Source organism: Micromonospora sp. Mcm103 (assembly GCF_024519755.1).
GTDB classification, from domain to species: domain Bacteria; phylum Actinomycetota; class Actinomycetes; order Mycobacteriales; family Micromonosporaceae; genus Micromonospora; species Micromonospora aurantiaca.
In genome coordinates, this window is the sequence record NZ_JALJRJ010000017.1 from 38,919 (window position 1) to 56,529 (window position 17,611).

Below are 17,611 nucleotides of genomic sequence, written 5' to 3' on the forward strand. Positions count from 1 at the left end.
TCTCAGGCGGCGGGTGGGAGCACCTTCGCGACCAGCTTGGCCAGCTCCCGCAGCGCCTTGCCGCGGTGGCTGACCGCGTCCTTCTCCTCCGGCGTCAGCTCCGCGTTGGTCCGCTCCTGCCCGTCACCGAGGAAGATCGGGTCGTAGCCGAAGCCGCCGTCGCCGCGCGGCGCGCGCAGCAGCCGGCCGGACTGGCGGCCGTCGACCAGGTGCTCCTTGCCGCCGGGCAGCACCAGCGCGACGGTGCAGACGAACGCGGCGCCCCGGTGCTCGTCCGGCACGTCGCCGACCTGGTCCAGCACGAGCTGGAGGTTGGCGTGGTCGTCGCCGTGCCGGCCGGACCAGCGGGCGCTGAACACACCCGGCATGCCGTTGAGCGCGTCCACCGCCAGGCCGGAGTCGTCGGCGATGGTCGGCAGGCCGGTACGCCGGCAGCCCTCCCGCGCCTTGATCAGCGCGTTCTCACCGAACGTGAGGCCGGTCTCCGGCAGCTCCGGGTACTCCTCGACGTCGTCGAGCCCGAGCAGGGCGATCCGGTGCGCGCCGAGCGCGCCGTCCAGGATCCGCTGGAGCTCGACCAGCTTCTTCCGGTTCCGGGTGGCGAGCAGGACCTTGTTCATGACGAGAGCGCCTTCCGCTGCGCGTCGGCCAGTTCCAGGCAGCCCGCCACGCCCAGGTCGAGCAGCGCGTCGAGCTGGTCGCGGGCGAAGACGCCCGCCTCACCGGTGCCCTGCACCTCGACGAAGTCGCCGGTGCCGGTGCAGACCACGTTCATGTCGACCTCGGCGGTGACGTCCTCGGCGTAGCAGAGGTCGAGCATCGGCTCACCGCCGATCACGCCGACGCTCACCGCGGCCACCGAGCGGTGCATCACCTTCTCCACCTTGCCGGCCAGCGCCTTGCGCTCGGCCAGCCAGGTCACCGCGTCGTGCAGCGCGACGTACGCGCCGGTGATCGCGGCGGTACGGGTGCCGCCGTCGGCCTGGAGCACGTCGCAGTCCAGCACGATTGAGTTCTCGCCGAGCGCCTTCAGGTCGACGCAGGCGCGCAGGCTGCGGCCGATCAGCCGGGAGATCTCGTGGGTACGCCCGCCGACCTTGCCGCGGACGCTCTCCCGGTCCGAGCGGGTGTTCGTGGCCCGGGGCAGCATCGCGTACTCGGCGGTCACCCAGCCCAGCCCGGAGCCCTTGCGCCAGCGGGGCACGCCCTCGGTGACGCTCGCCGTGCAGAGGACCCGGGTCGCGCCGAACTCGACGAGTACCGAGCCCTCCGGGTGGGTGCTCCAGCCCCGGGTCAGGGTCACCGGTCGGAGTTGGTCGGGCCGCCGCCCGTCAGGTCGCGCCATGCCTGCACCCTATGCGGTGCGGTGATCGCACCGCCCGCGGGTGCCCGCCGACGACAGGGCCGCCGCCGGGCTCAGACCTCGTAGCAGGCGCCGGGCCGGACCACGTCCAGCGGCCCGGCGTACGCCCCGGCCGCCGCCTCCACCGTCTGCGACTCGCTGCCCCAGGCGGGTACGAGATGGGTGAGCAGGAGCCGCCCCACGCCCGCCTTGGTGGCCGCCTCGCCGGCCTCCCGGCCGGTCAGGTGCAGGTCCGGCGGGTTCTCCACGCCGTCCATGTAGCTGGCCTCGCAGAGGAACACGTCGGCGTCCTGGGCCAGGCGCAGCAGCGCCTCGCAGGGTGCGGTGTCGGCGGAGTAGCAGAACACCCGGCCGCCGTGCTCCAGCCGCACCCCGTACGTCTCGACCGGGTGGTTCATCCGGTCGACGGTGACGGTGAACGGGCCGATCGGGAACGTGCCCGGCTGGAGGCCGTAGAACTGGTAGACGTCCTCCACCGAGCCCTCCTCCTGCCCGTACGCGGCGGCCAGCCGGTCGGGCGCGCCGGAGGGGGCGTACATCGGCAGGGGCGGGTACGGGCCGTCCGGCGCGTACCGGCGTACCACCACGTAGGACACGGCGTCGAACATGTGGTCGCAGTGCAGGTGGGTGAGGAGGATGGCGTCGGGGGCGTGCAGCCCGACGTAGCGCTGGAGCGTGGACAGCGAGCCCACGCCGAAGTCGATCAGAAGCCGGAAGCCCTCGGCTTCCATGAGATAGGCCGAACAGGGGGATTCGGGGCCCGGGAAGCTGCCCGCGCAGCCGAGGACGGTCAGTCTCATCCGGTGGCCTCGATCTCACCATGAGTAGTCGATGCGCCGGCGGCGACACCGCCGATGATCTCTACCGACGCGCTCGCCACGCTGCGCAGCCTACGCGTCGCCCCGGTCGGGCAAGAATCATCTGCCGGAAGTTGTCATCAACGTGACACCCATACACGTCCGCTCCGGACGAGACCGGCGGCCCGGCCGGCGGGCACGCCACCGACCGGACCGGCCATCGGTCCGTCAGGCCCAGAGCTGACCCTCCAGGGCCTCCTCCGCGTCGGCGAGGGTGCCGCCGTACGCGCCGGTCGACAGGTATTTCCAGCCGCCGTCGCAGACCACGAACGCCACGTCCGCGCCGCGGCCGTCGCGGACCGCCTCGTGCGCCACCGCGAGCGCGGCGTGCAGGATGGCTCCGGTGGAGAACCCGGCGAAGATGCCCTCCACCTCGACGAGCTGCCGGGTACGCAGCACCGCGTCCCGGGTGCCAACGGAGAAGCGGCGGGACAGCACCCCGGCGTCGTACAGCTCGGGCACGTAGCCCTCGTCGATGTTGCGCAGACCGTAGACCAGCTCGCCGTAGCGCGGCTCGGCCGCCACGATCTGGATGCCCTCGACCTTCTCCCGCAGGTAGCGCCCGGTGCCCATGAGCGTGCCGGTGGTGCCCAGCCCGGCCACGAAGTGGGTGATGCCCGGCAGGTCCTGGAGCAGCTCCGGCCCGGTCGTCTCGTAGTGCGCCCGGGCGTTCGCCTCGTTGCCGTACTGGTAGAGCATCACCCAGTCCGGGTGCTCGGCGGAGATCTGCTTCGCGGTCGCGACCGCCTGGTTCGAGCCGCCCACGGCCGGTGAGAAGATGATCTCCGCGCCGTACATGCGGAGCAGTTGCACCCGCTCGGTGGAGACGTTCTCCGGCATCACGCAGACCAGCCGGTAGCCGCGCAGCTTCGCCACCATCGCCAGCGAGATGCCGGTGTTGCCGCTCGTCGGCTCCAGGATCGTGTCACCCGGACGCAGCCGGCCGGACTCCTCGGCCGCGCGCACCATGAACAGGGCCGCGCGGTCCTTGATGCTGCCGGTCGGGTTCCGGTCCTCCAGCTTGGCCCAGAGCCGCACCGGTGGTGCCCCGGCCGGGACCGTCGGGGAGAGCCGGGGCAACCCGACCAGCGGCGTGCCGCCGCAGGCGTCGAGGAGGCTGTCGTACCGCGCCATCGCGGGCCCCCTCAGCGGGCGGCGCGCGTGGAGACCGCGTGCGAGGCGATCGCCGCGGCGGCCGCGAAGCCGAACGCGCCACCGGCCACGGCCGGCAGGATGGTCACGCTGTCGCCGTCGTTGAGCTTGGCGTCGAGCGCGCCGAGGAAGCGGACGTCCTCGTCGTTGACGTAGACGTTGACGAACCGGTGCAGCGCGCCCGCGTCGGTGACCAGGCGGGCCTTCAGGCCGCCGTGCCGGGAGTCCAGGTCGGCGATCAGGTCGGCGAGCGTGTCGCCGCTGCCCTCGACGACCTTCGCGCCGCCGGTGTAGCTGCGCAGGATGGTGGGGATGCGAACCTCGATGGCCATGGTGTCTCGTGCTCCTCGTTCGGGATCGTGCCAGGTGACGGGAAAAGGAAGGTGCCGGCGCTGAAGGTCAGCGGTCGGAACACTCGTAGTCGACCGTCGCCGGGCTCTGCCCGAACATGTAGGACTGGACGGCGTTCGGGTCCACGGCGGCGTCCACGATCTCCACCGGTTCCTCGGTGACCACGCCGTCGACGATCCGGAAGGAGCGGATCTCCTCGGTGTCGGGCTCGCGGGTCGAGACGAGCAGGTAGTGCGCGCCCGGCTCGCCGGCGAAGGAGACGTCCGTACGTGACGGGTAGGCCTCCGTGGCGGTGTGCGAGTGGTAGATGACGACCGGTTCCTCGTCGCGGTCGTCCATCTCGCGCCACACCCGCAGCTGTTCCATCGAGTCGAACTCGTAGAACGTCATGGAGCGGGCGGCGTTGTCCATCGGGATGTGCCGGGTCGGGGTGTCGCTGCCGACGGGGCCGGCGACCACGCCGCACGCCTCGTCCGGGTGGTCCCGACGCGCGTGGGCGACGATCGCGTCGATGATCGACCGGTCGATGCTCAGCACGCCGCCAAGCCTAGCCCCTGGCCCGGCCGGACGGCGAGGTGGCGACCGTCACCACTCAGTCGATGAGCGCGTTGAGCAGGGATTCCTGGAGATATCCGAGATAGGCGTAGACCGACAGTTGGAACACCCGGGACGAGCCCTGGTCCGCGGCGACCGCGTCGTCGAGCTCCTCACCCAGGTCGGTGCCGTCCTTGATCTCCAGGCGTACGCCCATCGCCAGCCGGGCGTCGTTCAGCGCCCGCAGCCACGCCTCGGCCGCCTCCGCGTCCAGCCGCACCTCGCCGCCGGCGTCCCCGTCGGGCAGCGCGGCGAGCACGGCGCCCGCCTGGTCGATCTTGCCGGTCTTCAGGTCGCCCTCGGTGTAGCGGCGGAACTCGGCGGTGCCGGCGTCGTCGTCCGGGTAGACGTCGGGGAACAGACGCCCGACCACCGGATCGCCGTGGTCGAAGCCGTCGGTCAGCAGGCCGACCACCTCGCCTGCGACCTTGCGCAGCACCCGGACCTCGTCGACCGCGAACGTGGCCACGTAGTGGTCGCCCCGGCGGCGGAACATGCTCATGACCGATCCACCGTCGCCCAGAGGCCGTACGCGTGCAGCTGCGCCGCGTCGTGCTCCATCCGCTCCCGGGCGCCGCTGGAGACCACGGCCTTGCCCTTGTGGTGCACGTCCAGCATGAGCCGCTCCGCCTTCTCCCGGCTGTACCCGAAGAGCTTCTGGAACACCCAGGTCACGTATGTCATCAGGTTGACCGGATCGTCCCAGACGATGGTCACCCATGGCCGGTCGGAGACCGGCACCTCTTCGGTGTCCGGCGTCTCGACCGGCGCAACCTGTGGAGCCGCCATGCCCCCCATCGTGCCACCGGATCCGGGGAACCGATGAACCGGAACGGCGCGGCGGTCGTCGTCACCCGCCCGGGCCGCGTACGCGAGCCCGGGTCGCGGTGTGCCCGCGCCGTGGTCAGGCAAGCAGGATGCCGTGGTCGACCGCATCGGCGAGCACCCCGCCGAGCGAGAGACGGATCACCTCGAAGCGGCGGGACACCTCGCGGGACAGTTCGAGCTCGACCTCGCGCAGCGCGCGCTGGGCCCAGGACCGGGCGGCGTTCGGGTCGTCGTTGCCCGGTGCCCGCCAGTGCTGCCAGCAGCCGCCGTTGAGGGCGACGCCGACCGGCGGGAGCACCTCGTCCCGCTGCGCGCCGGGCAGCCCGGCCAGCGCGTCCAGGGCGCCCGCGCCGGTCAGCCCGGCGACCCCGGCCGTGCTGGTGACCAGGAGCACCCGGTCCAGCTCGGGGGCGTCCGGGTGGTCGGCCAGGCCCCAGCGCACCGCGTGGATGATCCGCCGGCGTACGCCCTCTGCCAGCGGCGCGCCGAAGACCCGGGCGGCGGCTTCGTCGACCAGGCCCCGCACGGCCTCGTCGCACTGCGCGGTGGCGAGCAGCGACAGCGCCTCCAGCTCCCGGTCGAGCATCTGCGGCAGGCCGGCGCAGCCGACCCCGAAGACGATCTCCTGCACCACTCGCAGGTGGATGTTCGCCAGCTCCAGGGCGAGGTGCTGGCGGATCCGGCGGGCGCAGGCGCGGACCTGGCGGTCGATCCCGTCGGCCAGCTCACCCGGCTCGACACCGGCGAGCACCGCCACCCGGCCGTGCCCGCCGACCGGCACCGGCGGGTGGGCACTGCCGCGCCGCAGCACCTCGCCGGCGGCCCAGTTCACCAGCGCGCGGCGCAGGTGCGGCAGCTCGGCGCGGCGGGCCGGGAACCACCGGGCCGGGGCGAGCGCCGGCACGGCGGCCAGCAGCGCCGCGCGGTGCGCCTCGATGGAGACCGAGACCGGGTCGAGCGGGCGGGCGGACCCGGCCCGGCCGGACGCCGTCCGATCCTGGGCCCGCGCGCCGTCGCCCGGCGCCGGGCCGGTCACGCCGGGCGTGACGGCGAAGAACACCTCGACCCGGGTACGCGCCACCTCGGCCAGCAGGTGCAGCTCGGCCGCGCTGAACGCCTGGTCGGCGGAGATCACGAAGAGCAGCGCGCCGGCCCGGCCGACGGCGTCGCGCAGCACCCGGCCGCCGGCCACGCCGAGCGTGCCGGTGTCAGGCGTGTCGACCACCGCGAAGTGCCGCAGCAGCGGATCGGGCAGGCTCAGCTCGACCCGGCGGGGCGGCCGGGCCAGCGCCGGGCCGGCCGCGAGCGGGTCGGCGCCGTAGGAGTGCGGCTGGCGGTAGCCCGGGACGTACGCGGCGCGGGTGGCGGTGGCGGCGTGCTGGACCAGCAGGTTGCTCCCCGGCGGCACGGCGAGCGTCGCGGCGTCGATCCCGAGCAGGCCGGCGATCAGCTCGCGCCGGTTGGCACCGGCCGGACCGGCGACGACCACCGCCATCGGCTCGTCCGGACCGGGCGCTGTCACATCGAGCCGGGTCGGTAGCGGGGCGCTTCCGGAGGAGGGCTCGGCCTGACGGCGCGGGTCGGGCACGTCGACCGAAGGGAGCGGACCCGGTGTCATCAGGTGGGCCTCCCGGTCGGGCGACCGGGGTGCCGGTCGCGGATCTTCCCTGGGTACGGGGACTGCCGGAAGAGTAAGGGTGTCGGCCATCCGACAGCCAACAACTCCAATACTCACGGGTAGTGAACAGATTACTCAACTTCACTGCGTGACGATACGCACGCGGACGGAACACGGTCGATATGCTGCATCGATGAGTAGGTGGGAGTTCGTCGGCCGTACTGATGAACTCAACCGTCTGCTGTCGGCGGTCGGCGGCCCCGAGGGGCGCGGGTTGCTCTTCAGCGGCGACGCCGGGGTCGGCAAGAGCCGGCTGCTGCGCGAGGGGGTGGCCGCGCTCTCCCCCGAGCGGTACGCGATCTGGTCCATCGCGGCCAGCGCCACCACTGCCGCGCTGCCGTTCGGCGGGCTGGTCCAGGTGCTGCCCGCCTCGCAGCCGCAGGGCCTGTCCCCCGCCGGGATCCTGCGCTGGGCCCTGGACGTGCTCCAGGAACAGGCAGCCGGCCGGCCCATCGTGCTCGCCGTCGACGACGCGCATCTGCTCGACCCTCCCTCGGCGGCGCTCGTGCACCTGGTCGCCCGCTCGGAGAACGCGTACGTCATCGGGACGCTGCGCAACGGCGAACAGGTCCCGCTGCCGATCCGGGCACTCTGGACCGACGACCTGGCCGACCTGGTCGAGCTCGGCCCGCTGTGCCGCACCGAGACCTCCGGGCTGCTCGCCGCCATCCTGGGCGGCCCGGTCGACGCCTGTTCCTCGGAGCGGCTGTTCCAGCTCTCCGCCGGCAACCCGCTGCTGCTGCGGGAGCTGGTGCTTGCTGCCGACGACGCGCTGAACCGCAGGTACGGGCTCTGGACCTGGACCGGCCCGCTGGAGCTGGCACCGAATCTCACCGAGCTGATCGACACCCGGATCGGCCAGCTCACCCCCGGCGTCCGGGCGGTCGTCGAACTGGTCGCCTTCGGCGAACCGCTGGGCCTGCAACTGCTGGAACGGGCGGTCGACCCGGCGGACGTGGAGAGGGCCGAGGAACGTGGGCTCATCGCGCTGGTCCACGACGACCGGCGGCTCAACGTCCGGCTGGCGCACCCGCTCTACGGCGAGGTGATGCGCCGGCACTGCCCGGTCAGCCGCACCCGCCGGCTCCAGGCCACGCTGGCCGGGCTGCTGGAGCAGGTCGGCAAGCGCCGCCGGGAGGACCTGCTGCGCGTCGCCGTGTGGCGGCTCGACTCGGGTACGGCACAGGACGTGGCCCTGCTGCTCGAAGCGGCGGTGCAGGCGTTCGGCAGGTACGACGTGCCGCTTGCCACCCGGCTGGCCCGCGCGGCGCTGGAGGCCGGCGGCGGCACGGACGCGGCCGAGCTGCTCGCCACCATCCTCATGTTCGGCGACCGGCCGGACGAGGCGATCGGCGTGCTCGACCAGGTCGCCGGCGAGATCCACGACGACCGGCGGCGCAGCCGGTGGCTGACCGTGCGGGGCATGGTCAGCTACTGGGGGCTCAACCGCGAGTCCACGGTGGAGGAGATCGCCGCGCGCGGCGAGGAGCTGAGCGACCCCGCCGACCGGGCCCGCGTACGCGCGTTCGAGGCCATCATGCGGCTGCACCGGCTCGACGTCGACGTGGCGGTCCGGCTGGCCCAGGAGGTGCTGGACCGGCCCGCCGCCCCGATGGCCGCCCGGGAGCTGGCCCGCTGCACGCTCGCCCACCTCCAGGCCGCGCAGGGGCAATACCAGCGCAGCGCCACCGCGATCGCCCGGGTGCAGGCCGAGGCGGCGTGCTGGCGGGCCGACATGCCCTACCTCCAGCTCGCCATGGAGCTGGCCCGGGGCACCCGGCTGACGCTCTCCGGCGACCTGCCCGGCATCGACGCGATAGTCGCCGACGAGTTCGCCGACCTGGCCGGGGCCGGTGACTTCCGGCTCGGCACCGGCTACCTGGCCATCCTCCAGGCGTACGCGGCGCGACTGCGCGGGCGCGGCGACGACGCGCTGCGGACCAGCCTGGAGGCGTGCGCGGTGCTCGCCACCAGCCGGGTGTACGCGGGCCTCGCGCACGCCGAGCGCGCCCAGGCCGCCGCGCTGCGCGGGGACGTGACGCACGCGGCCGACGCGATGGCCGAGGCGGACCGGACGCACGCGCCCGGCATGGCCGTGCTCTACCCGTGGCTGGAGCAGGCCCGGGGCGCGGTCCAGGCCGCCACCGGTGACCTGCCGGCGGCCACCAAGCACCTGTGCGCGCTCGCCGACCGGCTGCGCGAGGACGGCCTGGCCGGGCACGAGCTGCTCGTCCTGCTCGACCTGGTCCGGCTGGACCAGGCCGCCGCGCCGGTCGGACCGACCTGCACCGACGGTGGGCGGCGCACCGTGGCGCAACGCCTGGCCGAACTCTCCGAGCGGATCGACGGCGTCCTGCCGCCGCTCGTCGCCCGGTTCGGCCGGGCCGCTGTCGACGGCTCGCCGGACGCGCTGCTCGCGGTCGCCGACGGCTTCGCCGACCGGGAGCTGATCGTGTACGCGGCCGAGGCGACCGCCCTGGCCCTGCACCGGACGCGACACGTCCGGGCCGGCGCCACCGGGCCGATCCGGGAACGCCTCGCGGATCTGCTGCGCCGCTGCGACGAGATCTCCACCCCGGCGCTGCGGCTGCTGCGCCCGGCGCTCAGCGAGCGGGAGTGGGAGATAGCCCGGCTGGCCGCAGACGGCGTGACCAGCCGCACCATCGCCGAGCGGCTGTTCCTGTCGACCCGCACCGTGGAGAACCACCTCCAGCGCGTCTACAGCAAGCTCGGCGTCGCCGGGCGCGGCGAGTTGCGGGCCGCCCTGCGGTCGATGCCGGGGCACGACGGCGCGGACCCGGGCTGAACTCTAGGCTGGGGCGGTGAGCACCCTTCGCCCCGCGCTGCTGACCGACCACTACGAGCTGACCATGGTCAGCGCGGCCCTGCGTGACGGCACGGCCGACCGACGCTGCGTCTTCGAGGTGTTCAGCCGGCGGCTGCCGGCCGGGCGACGGTACGGCGTGGTCGCCGGAACCGGCCGCCTGATCGAGATGATCCGCGACTTCCGGTTCGATCCGGCGGAGATCGACTTCCTGCGTCGTACCGGCGTGGTGGACGAGCCGGCCGCGCAGTGGCTCGCCGACTACCGGTTCACCGGCGACATCGACGGCTACGCCGAGGGCGAGTTGTTCTTCCCCGGCTCCCCGATCCTCACCGTGTCCGGCACGTTCGCCGAGTGCGTGGTGCTGGAGACGCTCGTGCTGTCGGTGCTCAACCACGACTGCGCGGTCGCCGCCGCCGCGGCCCGGATGGTCACCGCTGCCCGGGGCCGGGCGCTGATCGAGATGGGCTCCCGCCGGGCGCACGAGGAGGCCGCCGTCGCGGCGGCGCGGTCCGCGTACCTGGCCGGGTTCCGGTTCACCTCCAACCTGGCCGCCGGGCAGCGCTACGGCATCCCCACCGCGGGCACCGCCGCGCACGCCTTCACGCTGCTGCACGACGACGAGCGGGCCGCGTTCGCCTCCCAGGTCGCCACGCTGGGCAAGGACACCACGCTGCTCGTCGACACGTACGACATCGCCCAGGGCATCCGCAACGCGATCGCGGTGGCCGGGCCGGAGCTGCGGGCGGTCCGGATCGACTCCGGCGACCTCGCGGTGATCGCCCAGCAGTCCCGGGAGCTGCTCGACTCGCTCGGTGCCACCGAGACGAAGATCATCGTCTCCGGCGACCTCGACGAGTACGCCATCGCCGCGCTCGCCGCCGAACCGGTCGACATGTACGGCGCCGGCACCGCGGTGGTGACCGGCTCCGGGGCGCCCACCGCCGGCCTGGTCTACAAGCTGGTCGAGGTGGAGGGGCGGCCGGTGGTCAAGCGCTCCGAGCACAAGGCCACCATCGGCGGCCGGAAGGTCGCGGTCCGCCGGCACAAGCCCACCGGCACCGCCACCGAGGAGGTCATCGTGCCGCAGGGCGTACCGGACCGGCAGCCCAACGACCGGCTGCTCCAGCACTCGTACGTGGTGTCGGGCGAGCCGGAGACGCTGCCCACGCTGGAGGAGTCCCGGGACCACCTGCGCCAGTGCCTGATCTCGATCCCGTGGGAGGGGCTCAAGCTCTCCGCCGGGGATCCCGCCGTACCGGTGACCGTCGTACCAGCGAGCTGAGGAGGAACCCGTCAGATGGCGAACGCCCTGATCATCGTGGACGTGCAGAACGACTTCTGCGAGGGCGGCTCCCTCGCGGTCGGTGGCGGAGCCGGCGTGGCCGCCGGCATCTCCCGGCTGCTCGCCGCCGAGCCGGACCGGTGGGACCACGTGGTCGCGACGAAGGACTACCACGTCGACCCGGGCGCGCACTTCGGCGACCCGCCGGACTACGTCGACTCCTGGCCCCGGCACTGCGTGGTCGGCACCACCGGCTCCGAGTTCCACAGCGAGCTGACGACCGACCGGGTCGAGGTGATCTTCCACAAGGGCGAGCACGCGGCCGCGTACTCCGGTTTCGAAGGCCACGCGCCCGACGGCGAGTGCCTGGCCGACTGGCTGCGCCGGCACGACGTGGACCGGGTCGACGTGGTCGGCATCGCCACCGACCACTGCGTGCGCGCGACCGCGCTGGACGCCGCGCGGGAGGGCTTCCGGACCACTGTGCTGCTCGACCTGACCGCCGCCGTCGCGCCGGACACACTCGACGTGGCGCTGCGGGCGCTCGAGGGTGCCGGGGTGACAATGGTGGGCGAGCCTGTGATCGCCACCGCTTGACCCGGTAATCGCTTGCGGGTGTCGTACCCCGGCCCCAGGATGGCGCCGGAGGTACGGACCGTCGTGAACCTGAAGCCTTACCGGGAGGCGCTCGCCCTACCCGGTCTCCGATCGTTGCTGCTGGTGTCGGTGCTGGCCCGTGTGCCGCTGACCGCCACCGGGGTGACGCTCACCTTCTACGTGGTGCTCGACCTGGGCCGCGGCTACGGCGCCGCCGGCCTGGTCGGCGCCGCATCGACGATCGGCGCGGCGGTCGGCGCCCCGCTGCTCGGGCGGCTCATCGACCGCCGAGGGCTCCGGCCGGTGCTGGTGCTCACCACAGTCGCCGAGGCCCTGTTCTGGTCCGCCGCGCCCACACTGCCGTACCCGGTACTGCTGCCTGCCGCGTTCTTCGCCGGGCTGCTCGCCCTGCCGATCTTCTCGATGGTCCGCCAGTCGATCGCCGCGCTGGTGCCGGTGGAGAAGCGCCGCCCCGCGTACGCGCTGGACTCGATGGCCGTGGAGCTGTCGTTCATGGTCGGCCCGGCGCTCGCCGTGGCCCTGGCCACCGCCGTCACGCCGCGCCTGACGCTCTGGGCGGTCGGCGCCGGCATCGTCGCCTCCGGCGTCTGCTTCTGGCTGCTCGACCCGCCGATCCGGGCCGCCGACGAACCGGCCGGTCCGCAGCGCCCGGTGCACCGCCGCGAATGGCTCACCCCGCGGCTGCTCGCTGTGCTGGCGGTCAGCCTCGCCGCCACCCTGGTGCTCGGCGGCACCGACGTCGCGGTGGTCGCCGTGCTGAGGGAGGGAGGCGAGGTCGGCTGGACCGGCGCCGTGCTGGCCGCCTGGGCGGTCGCCTCGCTGGCCGGCGGCTTCGCCTACGGCGCGGTACGCCGCTCGTTCTCCCCGCTGGCGCTGATGGCGGCGCTGAGCCTCACCACCATCCCGGTCGGGCTGGGCGGGTCGCACTGGTGGTTGCTGTGTTTGGCGCTGATCCCGGCCGGTGCGCTCTGCGCCCCCACCATCGCGTCCACCTCCGACGCGGTGAGCCGGCTGGCCCCGTCCTCCGTCCGGGGTCTGGCGATGGGCCTGCACGGTTCCGCCGTGACGGTCGGCATCGCGCTCGGCGCACCGCTGGCCGGCGCGGTCATCGACGCCTCCGCGCCCGCGTGGGGCTTCGTGGTCACCGGCGCGATCGGCGCGCTGGTGGCGCTGGCGGTGCTCCCGATAGAGCTCCGCCACCGCCGCACCCCGGCCCTCACCCCGACCCCGGACCCCGACGTGGCCCTCGCCTCCCGCTGACCCCCGCCCGGCGTGATCAAGGAGTCCGTGTCTCCCGAGGCGGGGCGAGCCAGTACGGGGAAGTGGCTAGGTCCACGCACCCCGGACACCACCACTTCCCCGAACTGGTGCCGCGCCCCCGCCCTCACCTCGGCGATCATGGGGTTGGCGGCGACAAATCGGGCACGAACTGCCGCCAACCTCATGATCAACGGGGACAGGCGGACCCCCCGGGGGGCGGGACAGGCGGGAGGGGAAAAGGGCGGGCGCCGCACCCCGTGAGGGGGTGCGGCGCCCGGCCTTGAACTGGTGCGTCAGCGCTGGTCGAGGTTGCCTGCGGTGTCCTCCTGGTAGCTGGCGCCACCGTTGACCTCGCTGGTCAGCGGCTTGGCACCACCCTCCGGCGGACCGGCCAGGCTCTGCCCGGCGGCCAGCTCGGGGAACTTCGCGTCGAACGCCGGCCGCTCCGAGCGGATGCGCGGCATGCGGTCGAAGTTACGCAGCGGCGGCGGGGAGCTGGTGGCCCACTCGAGCGAGTTGCCGTGGCCCCACGGGTCGTCGACCTCGACGACCGGGCCGGTCTTGTACGACTTCCAGCAGTTCCAGATGAACGGCAGCGTCGAGATACCGGTGATGAACGCGCCGATCGTGGAGATCGTGTTCAGCGTGGTGAAGCCGTCGGCGGCCTGGTAGTCGGCGTACCGGCGCGGCATGCCCTCGTTGCCCAGCCAGTGCTGCACCAGGAACGTGGTGTGGAAGCCGATCATGGTCAGCCAGAAGTGGATCTTGCCGAGCCGCTCGTCGAGCATCCGGCCGAACATCTTCGGGAACCAGAAGTAGATGCCGGCGAACACCGCGAACACGATGGTGCCGAAGAGCACGTAGTGGAAGTGCGCCACCACGAAGTACGAGTCGTGCAGGTGGAAGTCGAGCGGCGGGCTGGCCAGCAGCACACCGGTGAGACCACCGAAGAGGAAGGTCACCAGGAAGCCGATCGAGAACAGCATCGGCGTCTCGAAGGTGATCTGGCCCCGCCACATGGTGCCGATCCAGTTGAAGAACTTCATACCGGTGGGCACGGCGATCAGGTAGCTCAGGAAGCTGAAGAACGGCAGCAGCACCTGGCCGGTGGCGAACATGTGGTGCGCCCAGACGCTCATCGACAGGGCGGCGATGGCGATGGTGGCGGCGACCAGGCCCTTGTAGCCGAAGATCGGCTTCCGGGAGAACACCGGGATGATCTCGCTGATGATGCCGAAGAACGGCAGCGCGATGATGTACACCTCGGGGTGACCGAAGAACCAGAACAGGTGCTGCCACAGCATCGGCCCGCCGGTCGCCGGGTCGTACACGTGGGCGCCCATCAGGCGGTCCGCGGCGAGCGCGAACAGCGCGGCGGCCAGCAGCGGGAAGACCAGGATCGCCAGCAGGCTGGTGACCAGCATGTTCCAGGTGAAGATCGGCATCCGGAACATGGTCATGCCGGGCGCGCGCAGGGTCAGGATCGTGGTGATCAGGTTGACCGCGCCGAGGATCGTGCCCAGACCGGAGATGGCCAGGCCGACGACCCACATGTTGGCGCCCACGCCTGGGGCGTGGTCGGCGGTGCTCAGCGGCGTGTACGCGGTCCAGCCGAAGTCGGCAGCGCCGCCCGGGGCGATGAAGCCAGCGGTGGCGAGCGTGCCACCGAACAGGTACAGCCAGTAGGCGAAGGCGTTGAGCCGGGGGAACGACACGTCCGGCGCGCCGATCTGCAGCGGCACCACGTAGTTCGCGAAGGCGAACACGATCGGCGTCGCGAAGAACAGCAGCATGATCGTGCCGTGCATCGTGAAGAGCTGGTTGTACTGCTCGGGCGACAGGAACTGCAGGCCCGGTCGCGCGAGTTCGGCACGCATGATCAGGGCCATCAGGCCACCGATCATGAAGAACACGAACGCGGTGACCATGTACATGATCCCGATCTGCTTCGCGTCCGTGGTGCGCAGCAGCCGCGCGATGGCCGACCCCTTGACCGGCTCGCGGACCGGCCAGGGCCGGGTCACGACCGGCTTGGGTGCGACGGTGGTCACGAGTGGCCTCCGGTTCTGGTTGTCCCGCTCGGCGCGCTGGTCATCGGCGCAGCCGTCATCCGTAGGGAGGATAGTCCCCGGTAGGTGGCCCCGCCGCGTGGGGTGGGCGGCTACGATCTCCCGCTCTCTAGAGGGGGCCGGTCAGGAGCCGGTAGTGCTCCCGGAAGATCCGGCCGCCGCGTCCGCGCAGCAACGGGTCGCGCAGCGCCGGCGGCACGTCGCGGGTGCGGTTGCGGTCCCGGGTCCGGTCCCGCACCCAGCGGGTACGCGGGCGGCGACGACTCTCGTACGCGATCAGCGCGGCGTCGACGCTGCCGGCGGCCCGCAGCGACTCGGCGAGCACGACGGCGTCCTCCAGCGCCATGGCGGCACCCTGCGACAGCGTCGGCGCGGTGGCGTGAGCGGCGTCACCGACGAGCAGTACCCGGCCGTGGAACCAGCGTCCCAGCTCGACCTCCTCGGTGCGCTCCACGCACACGGTCTCCAGCGCGGCGAGCACCTCGGGCACCGGGCCGCCGTAGGAGCCGAACAGCTCGTGCAGGCGGGCGACCGGGTCCGCGGGCAGGTCGGTGCCGGCCTCGTCGGCGTAGCAGTAGAGCCGGCCGGCGCCGAGCGGCACCACGAGGAACCCGGCCCGCTGGCCGAGCAGGGCGGTCCAGTCCGCGATGCGGGGGCCGCCGCGCACCAGGGCGCGGTAGACCACCTGCCCGGCGGGGCGTGGCGGTCCGCCGAGCGCGGCCAGGGTCCGTACCGCCGAGCGGGGTCCGTCGGCGCCGACGACCAGGTCGTACTCAGCGGTGGTGCCGTCGGTGAAGCCGACGGCGACCCGGCCGGGCAGCGGGTCGACGGTGCTCACCTCGGCGCCGTGGCGCACCGCGCCGCCGGCGCCGGTGAGCAGCACCCGGTGCAGTTCGGCCCGGGGCAGCGCCCGGCACTCCCCCACGCCGGCCCAGAGCGCGTCGAGGTCGACCTCGCACAGCGGCGCCCCGGCGGCGTCGAGGAAGCGCTGCCGGTGGATCACCTGGCCGATGGGGCGCAGCGGCCCGTCGAGGTCGAGCCGGCGCATCGCCCGGGCGGCGTTGCCTGGTAGGTAGAGGCCGGTCTCGATCGTCTCGGTGGGTGGCAGCCGTTCGGTGACGTCGGGCCGGAACCCCGCCAGGCGCAGCGCCCGGGCCACGGCGAGGCCGGCGATGCCCGCGCCGACGACGAGGATGCGCACGGGGGAACCACCCATCACGGGGTACGCCTCCGGAGGGGGATCGGAACGCGTTGGAGGCAAGACATTACTCGCCGCAACCAGGCGGCGGAAGTGCCCGTGCGCCCTGGCGCGGGCCACCGGTCGGCGGCACACCCCGTCCCACCGGCAGGAATCCCGCCTCCATCTGGGGGAAGGGGACGGCCGTCGCCCTCGCTCGCGCCACCGGCCGGACGCGGAGCGTTAACGAGCCCGGCGCATTTGCGCAATGATTCGAGGCATGTAAATGTGTTCCTTGCATCGTGGGAGCGCTCCCGCCCGTATCACCGACCGAACCGGCGCCGTCCCGCGCCGAGCCAAGGAGCATCATGAAGCGTCCACTCAGGGCCCTCGCGGCGGCCGGACTGCTCGCCGCCGGCACCCTCGTCGCCGTCGCGCTCGGCGGCACCGCCTCCGCCGACACCCAGATCTGCGAGCAGTACGGCTCGACCACGATCGGCGGCAAGTACGTGGTGCAGAACAACCGCTGGGGCACCAGTGCCCAGCAGTGCATCAACGTCACCTCGACCGGCTTCTCGATCACCCGCGCGGACGGCTCGGCGCCGACCAACGGGGCGCCGGTCTCCTACCCGTCGATCTTCGTGGGCTGCCACTACACCAACTGCTCGCCCGGCACGAACCTGCCGGTACAGGTGAAGAACATCAGCAGCGCACCGGCCAGCATCAGCTACAACTACGTCAGCGGCGCGATCTACGACGCCGCGTACGACATCTGGCTCGACCCGTCGCCGAAGCGCGACGGCGTGAACCAGATGGAGATCATGATCTGGCTCAACCGGCAGGGGCCGATCCAGCCCATCGGCTCGGTGGTCGGCAACGCCAGCATCGCCGGCCGGACCTGGGAGGTCTGGCGCGGCAGCAACGGCTCCAACAACGTCATCTCGTACGTGGCGCCGTCGGCCGTCCCCAGCTTCAGCTTCGACGCGATGGCGTTCATCAACGACACCCGTAACCGGGGCGCGATCACGAACGACTGGTACCTGACCAGCATCCAGGCCGGGTTCGAGCCGTGGCAGGGCGGCGTCGGGCTGGCGGTGAACTCGTTCTCGCAGAGCGTCAACACCGGTTCCAACCCGCCGCCGACCACGTCGGCACCGACCACGCCCCCGCCGTCGGGCGGCGCGTCCTGCACCGTCACCTACAAGGCGGCGAACGTGTGGAACAACGGCTTCACCGCCGACGTGACGGTCAAGAACACCGGCTCCGGCACGATCAACGGCTGGACGCTGAACTACAACCTGCCCTCCGGGCAGACCGTCACCAACGCGTGGAACGCCACGGTGAGCCAGAGCGGCTCGGCGGTGACCGCCCGCAACGCCGGCTACAACGGCACGCTGGCGCCCGGGGCGTCCACCAGCTTCGGCTACCAGGCGACGCTGAACGGCAGCTACTCCGCGCCGAGCAGCTTCACGCTCAACGGCTCCACCTGCGCCCGGGGCTGACCTCCGCACGCGGCAAGGGGCGCGGTCCGCAGCGGACCGCGCCCCTTGCACGT

At 72.8% G+C, this 17,611-nt stretch carries 16 protein-coding genes; 5 read left to right on the forward strand and 11 right to left on the reverse strand.

What is annotated here, in order from left to right; all coding sequences use genetic code 11:
• Positions 1 to 2 precede the first annotated feature (2 nt).
• The 9 genes from rdgB to OC439_RS20810 all read right to left on the reverse strand — a co-directional run bounded on the left by rdgB (position 3) and on the right by OC439_RS20810 (position 6,763).
• Positions 3 to 620, reverse strand: a complete 618-nt coding sequence (gene rdgB, locus OC439_RS20770; protein ID WP_262014865.1) for an RdgB/HAM1 family non-canonical purine NTP pyrophosphatase — start codon at positions 618 to 620, stop codon at positions 3 to 5.
• Positions 617 to 1,345 (reverse strand): ribonuclease PH, encoded by a 729-nt coding sequence (gene rph, locus OC439_RS20775; protein ID WP_210893717.1) that lies wholly within the window; start codon positions 1,343 to 1,345, stop codon positions 617 to 619. Before rph ends, rdgB begins: the two co-directional genes overlap by 4 nt.
• 71 nt (positions 1,346 to 1,416) lie before the next feature.
• The gene (locus OC439_RS20780; RefSeq protein WP_262014866.1) at positions 1,417 to 2,163 is read right to left on the reverse strand and encodes an MBL fold metallo-hydrolase; all 747 of its coding nucleotides are present in this window, start codon (positions 2,161 to 2,163) and stop codon (positions 1,417 to 1,419) included.
• Between the two features lie 225 nt (positions 2,164 to 2,388).
• The gene (locus tag OC439_RS20785; protein ID WP_262014867.1) at positions 2,389 to 3,354 is read right to left on the reverse strand and encodes a PLP-dependent cysteine synthase family protein; all 966 of its coding nucleotides are present in this window, start codon (positions 3,352 to 3,354) and stop codon (positions 2,389 to 2,391) included.
• 11 nt (positions 3,355 to 3,365) lie between these two features.
• Entirely contained in the window at positions 3,366 to 3,704 is a 339-nt protein-coding gene (locus OC439_RS20790; protein ID WP_047892373.1) for a MoaD family protein, read from the reverse strand.
• A 67-nt stretch (positions 3,705 to 3,771) separates the two neighbouring features.
• Positions 3,772 to 4,260: a Mov34/MPN/PAD-1 family protein gene (locus tag OC439_RS20795; protein WP_013284357.1), complete on the reverse strand. Its 489-nt coding sequence runs from the start codon at positions 4,258 to 4,260 to the stop codon at positions 3,772 to 3,774.
• A gap of 55 nt (positions 4,261 to 4,315) precedes the next feature.
• A complete protein-coding gene (locus OC439_RS20800; protein ID WP_262014868.1) occupies positions 4,316 to 4,819 on the reverse strand; it encodes a DUF2017 domain-containing protein in 504 nt (167 codons plus the stop codon).
• Positions 4,816 to 5,106 carry an ATP-dependent Clp protease adapter ClpS gene (gene clpS, locus OC439_RS20805; protein ID WP_018786685.1) on the reverse strand — a complete coding sequence of 97 codons (291 nt, stop codon included), beginning with the start codon at positions 5,104 to 5,106 and terminating at the stop codon, positions 4,816 to 4,818. Before clpS ends, OC439_RS20800 begins: the two co-directional genes overlap by 4 nt.
• Positions 5,107 to 5,221: 115 nt before the next feature.
• Positions 5,222 to 6,763: a hypothetical protein gene (locus OC439_RS20810; protein WP_262014869.1), complete on the reverse strand. Its 1,542-nt coding sequence runs from the start codon at positions 6,761 to 6,763 to the stop codon at positions 5,222 to 5,224.
• A 193-nt stretch (positions 6,764 to 6,956) separates the two neighbouring features.
• Here OC439_RS20810 and OC439_RS20815 point away from each other — a divergent pair, with 193 nt between their 5' ends.
• Genes OC439_RS20815 through OC439_RS20830 form a run of 4 tightly spaced genes read left to right on the forward strand, consistent with a single transcriptional unit; the run spans position 6,957 to position 12,810 of the window.
• Positions 6,957 to 9,629, forward strand: coding sequence for a LuxR family transcriptional regulator (locus tag OC439_RS20815; RefSeq protein WP_262014870.1), 2,673 nt, complete (start codon positions 6,957 to 6,959; stop codon positions 9,627 to 9,629).
• 16 nt (positions 9,630 to 9,645) lie between these two features.
• A complete protein-coding gene (locus OC439_RS20820; RefSeq protein WP_120571413.1) occupies positions 9,646 to 10,932 on the forward strand; it encodes a nicotinate phosphoribosyltransferase in 1,287 nt (428 codons plus the stop codon).
• 15 nt (positions 10,933 to 10,947) lie between these two features.
• Positions 10,948 to 11,529, forward strand: coding sequence for an isochorismatase family protein (locus tag OC439_RS20825; protein WP_262014871.1), 582 nt, complete (start codon positions 10,948 to 10,950; stop codon positions 11,527 to 11,529).
• A 39-nt stretch (positions 11,530 to 11,568) separates the two neighbouring features.
• A complete protein-coding gene (locus tag OC439_RS20830; RefSeq protein ID WP_262014872.1) occupies positions 11,569 to 12,810 on the forward strand; it encodes an MFS transporter in 1,242 nt (413 codons plus the stop codon).
• Positions 12,811 to 13,103: 293 nt separating this feature from the next.
• On the opposite strand, the gene ctaD is transcribed toward OC439_RS20830, so the two are convergent.
• Complete coding sequence (gene ctaD, locus OC439_RS20835; RefSeq protein ID WP_013284349.1) at positions 13,104 to 14,861, reverse strand: cytochrome c oxidase subunit I; 1,758 nt, start codon at positions 14,859 to 14,861, stop codon at positions 13,104 to 13,106.
• 127 nt (positions 14,862 to 14,988) lie between these two features.
• On the reverse strand, positions 14,989 to 16,095 hold the full coding sequence (locus OC439_RS20840) for an FAD-dependent monooxygenase (protein ID WP_262014873.1): 1,107 nt from the start codon (positions 16,093 to 16,095) through the stop codon (positions 14,989 to 14,991).
• Positions 16,096 to 16,424: 329 nt separating this feature from the next.
• Here OC439_RS20840 and OC439_RS20845 point away from each other — a divergent pair, with 329 nt between their 5' ends.
• On the forward strand, positions 16,425 to 17,558 hold the full coding sequence (locus OC439_RS20845) for a GH12 family glycosyl hydrolase domain-containing protein (protein ID WP_262014874.1): 1,134 nt from the start codon (positions 16,425 to 16,427) through the stop codon (positions 17,556 to 17,558).
• Positions 17,559 to 17,611 lie beyond the last annotated feature (53 nt).

Bases quoted from the DNA above. Each gene is read 5' to 3' on its own strand.
- rdgB (WP_262014865.1), bottom strand. From the start codon at position 620: ATGAACAAGGTCCTGCTCGCCACCCGGAACCGGAAGAAGCTGGTCGAG.
- rph (WP_210893717.1), bottom strand. From the start codon at position 1,345: ATGGCGCGACCTGACGGGCGGCGGCCCGACCAACTCCGACCGGTGACC.
- OC439_RS20780 (WP_262014866.1), bottom strand. From the start codon at position 2,163: ATGAGACTGACCGTCCTCGGCTGCGCGGGCAGCTTCCCGGGCCCCGAA.
- OC439_RS20785 (WP_262014867.1), bottom strand. From the start codon at position 3,354: ATGGCGCGGTACGACAGCCTCCTCGACGCCTGCGGCGGCACGCCGCTG.
- OC439_RS20790 (WP_047892373.1), bottom strand. From the start codon at position 3,704: ATGGCCATCGAGGTTCGCATCCCCACCATCCTGCGCAGCTACACCGGC.
- OC439_RS20800 (WP_262014868.1), bottom strand. From the start codon at position 4,819: ATGAGCATGTTCCGCCGCCGGGGCGACCACTACGTGGCCACGTTCGCG.
- clpS (WP_018786685.1), bottom strand. From the start codon at position 5,106: ATGGCGGCTCCACAGGTTGCGCCGGTCGAGACGCCGGACACCGAAGAG.
- OC439_RS20810 (WP_262014869.1), bottom strand. From the start codon at position 6,763: ATGACACCGGGTCCGCTCCCTTCGGTCGACGTGCCCGACCCGCGCCGT.
- OC439_RS20815 (WP_262014870.1), top strand. From the start codon at position 6,957: ATGAGTAGGTGGGAGTTCGTCGGCCGTACTGATGAACTCAACCGTCTG.
- OC439_RS20825 (WP_262014871.1), top strand. From the start codon at position 10,948: ATGGCGAACGCCCTGATCATCGTGGACGTGCAGAACGACTTCTGCGAG.
- OC439_RS20830 (WP_262014872.1), top strand. From the start codon at position 11,569: ATGGCGCCGGAGGTACGGACCGTCGTGAACCTGAAGCCTTACCGGGAG.
- OC439_RS20840 (WP_262014873.1), bottom strand. From the start codon at position 16,095: ATGGGTGGTTCCCCCGTGCGCATCCTCGTCGTCGGCGCGGGCATCGCC.
- OC439_RS20845 (WP_262014874.1), top strand. From the start codon at position 16,425: ATGAAGCGTCCACTCAGGGCCCTCGCGGCGGCCGGACTGCTCGCCGCC.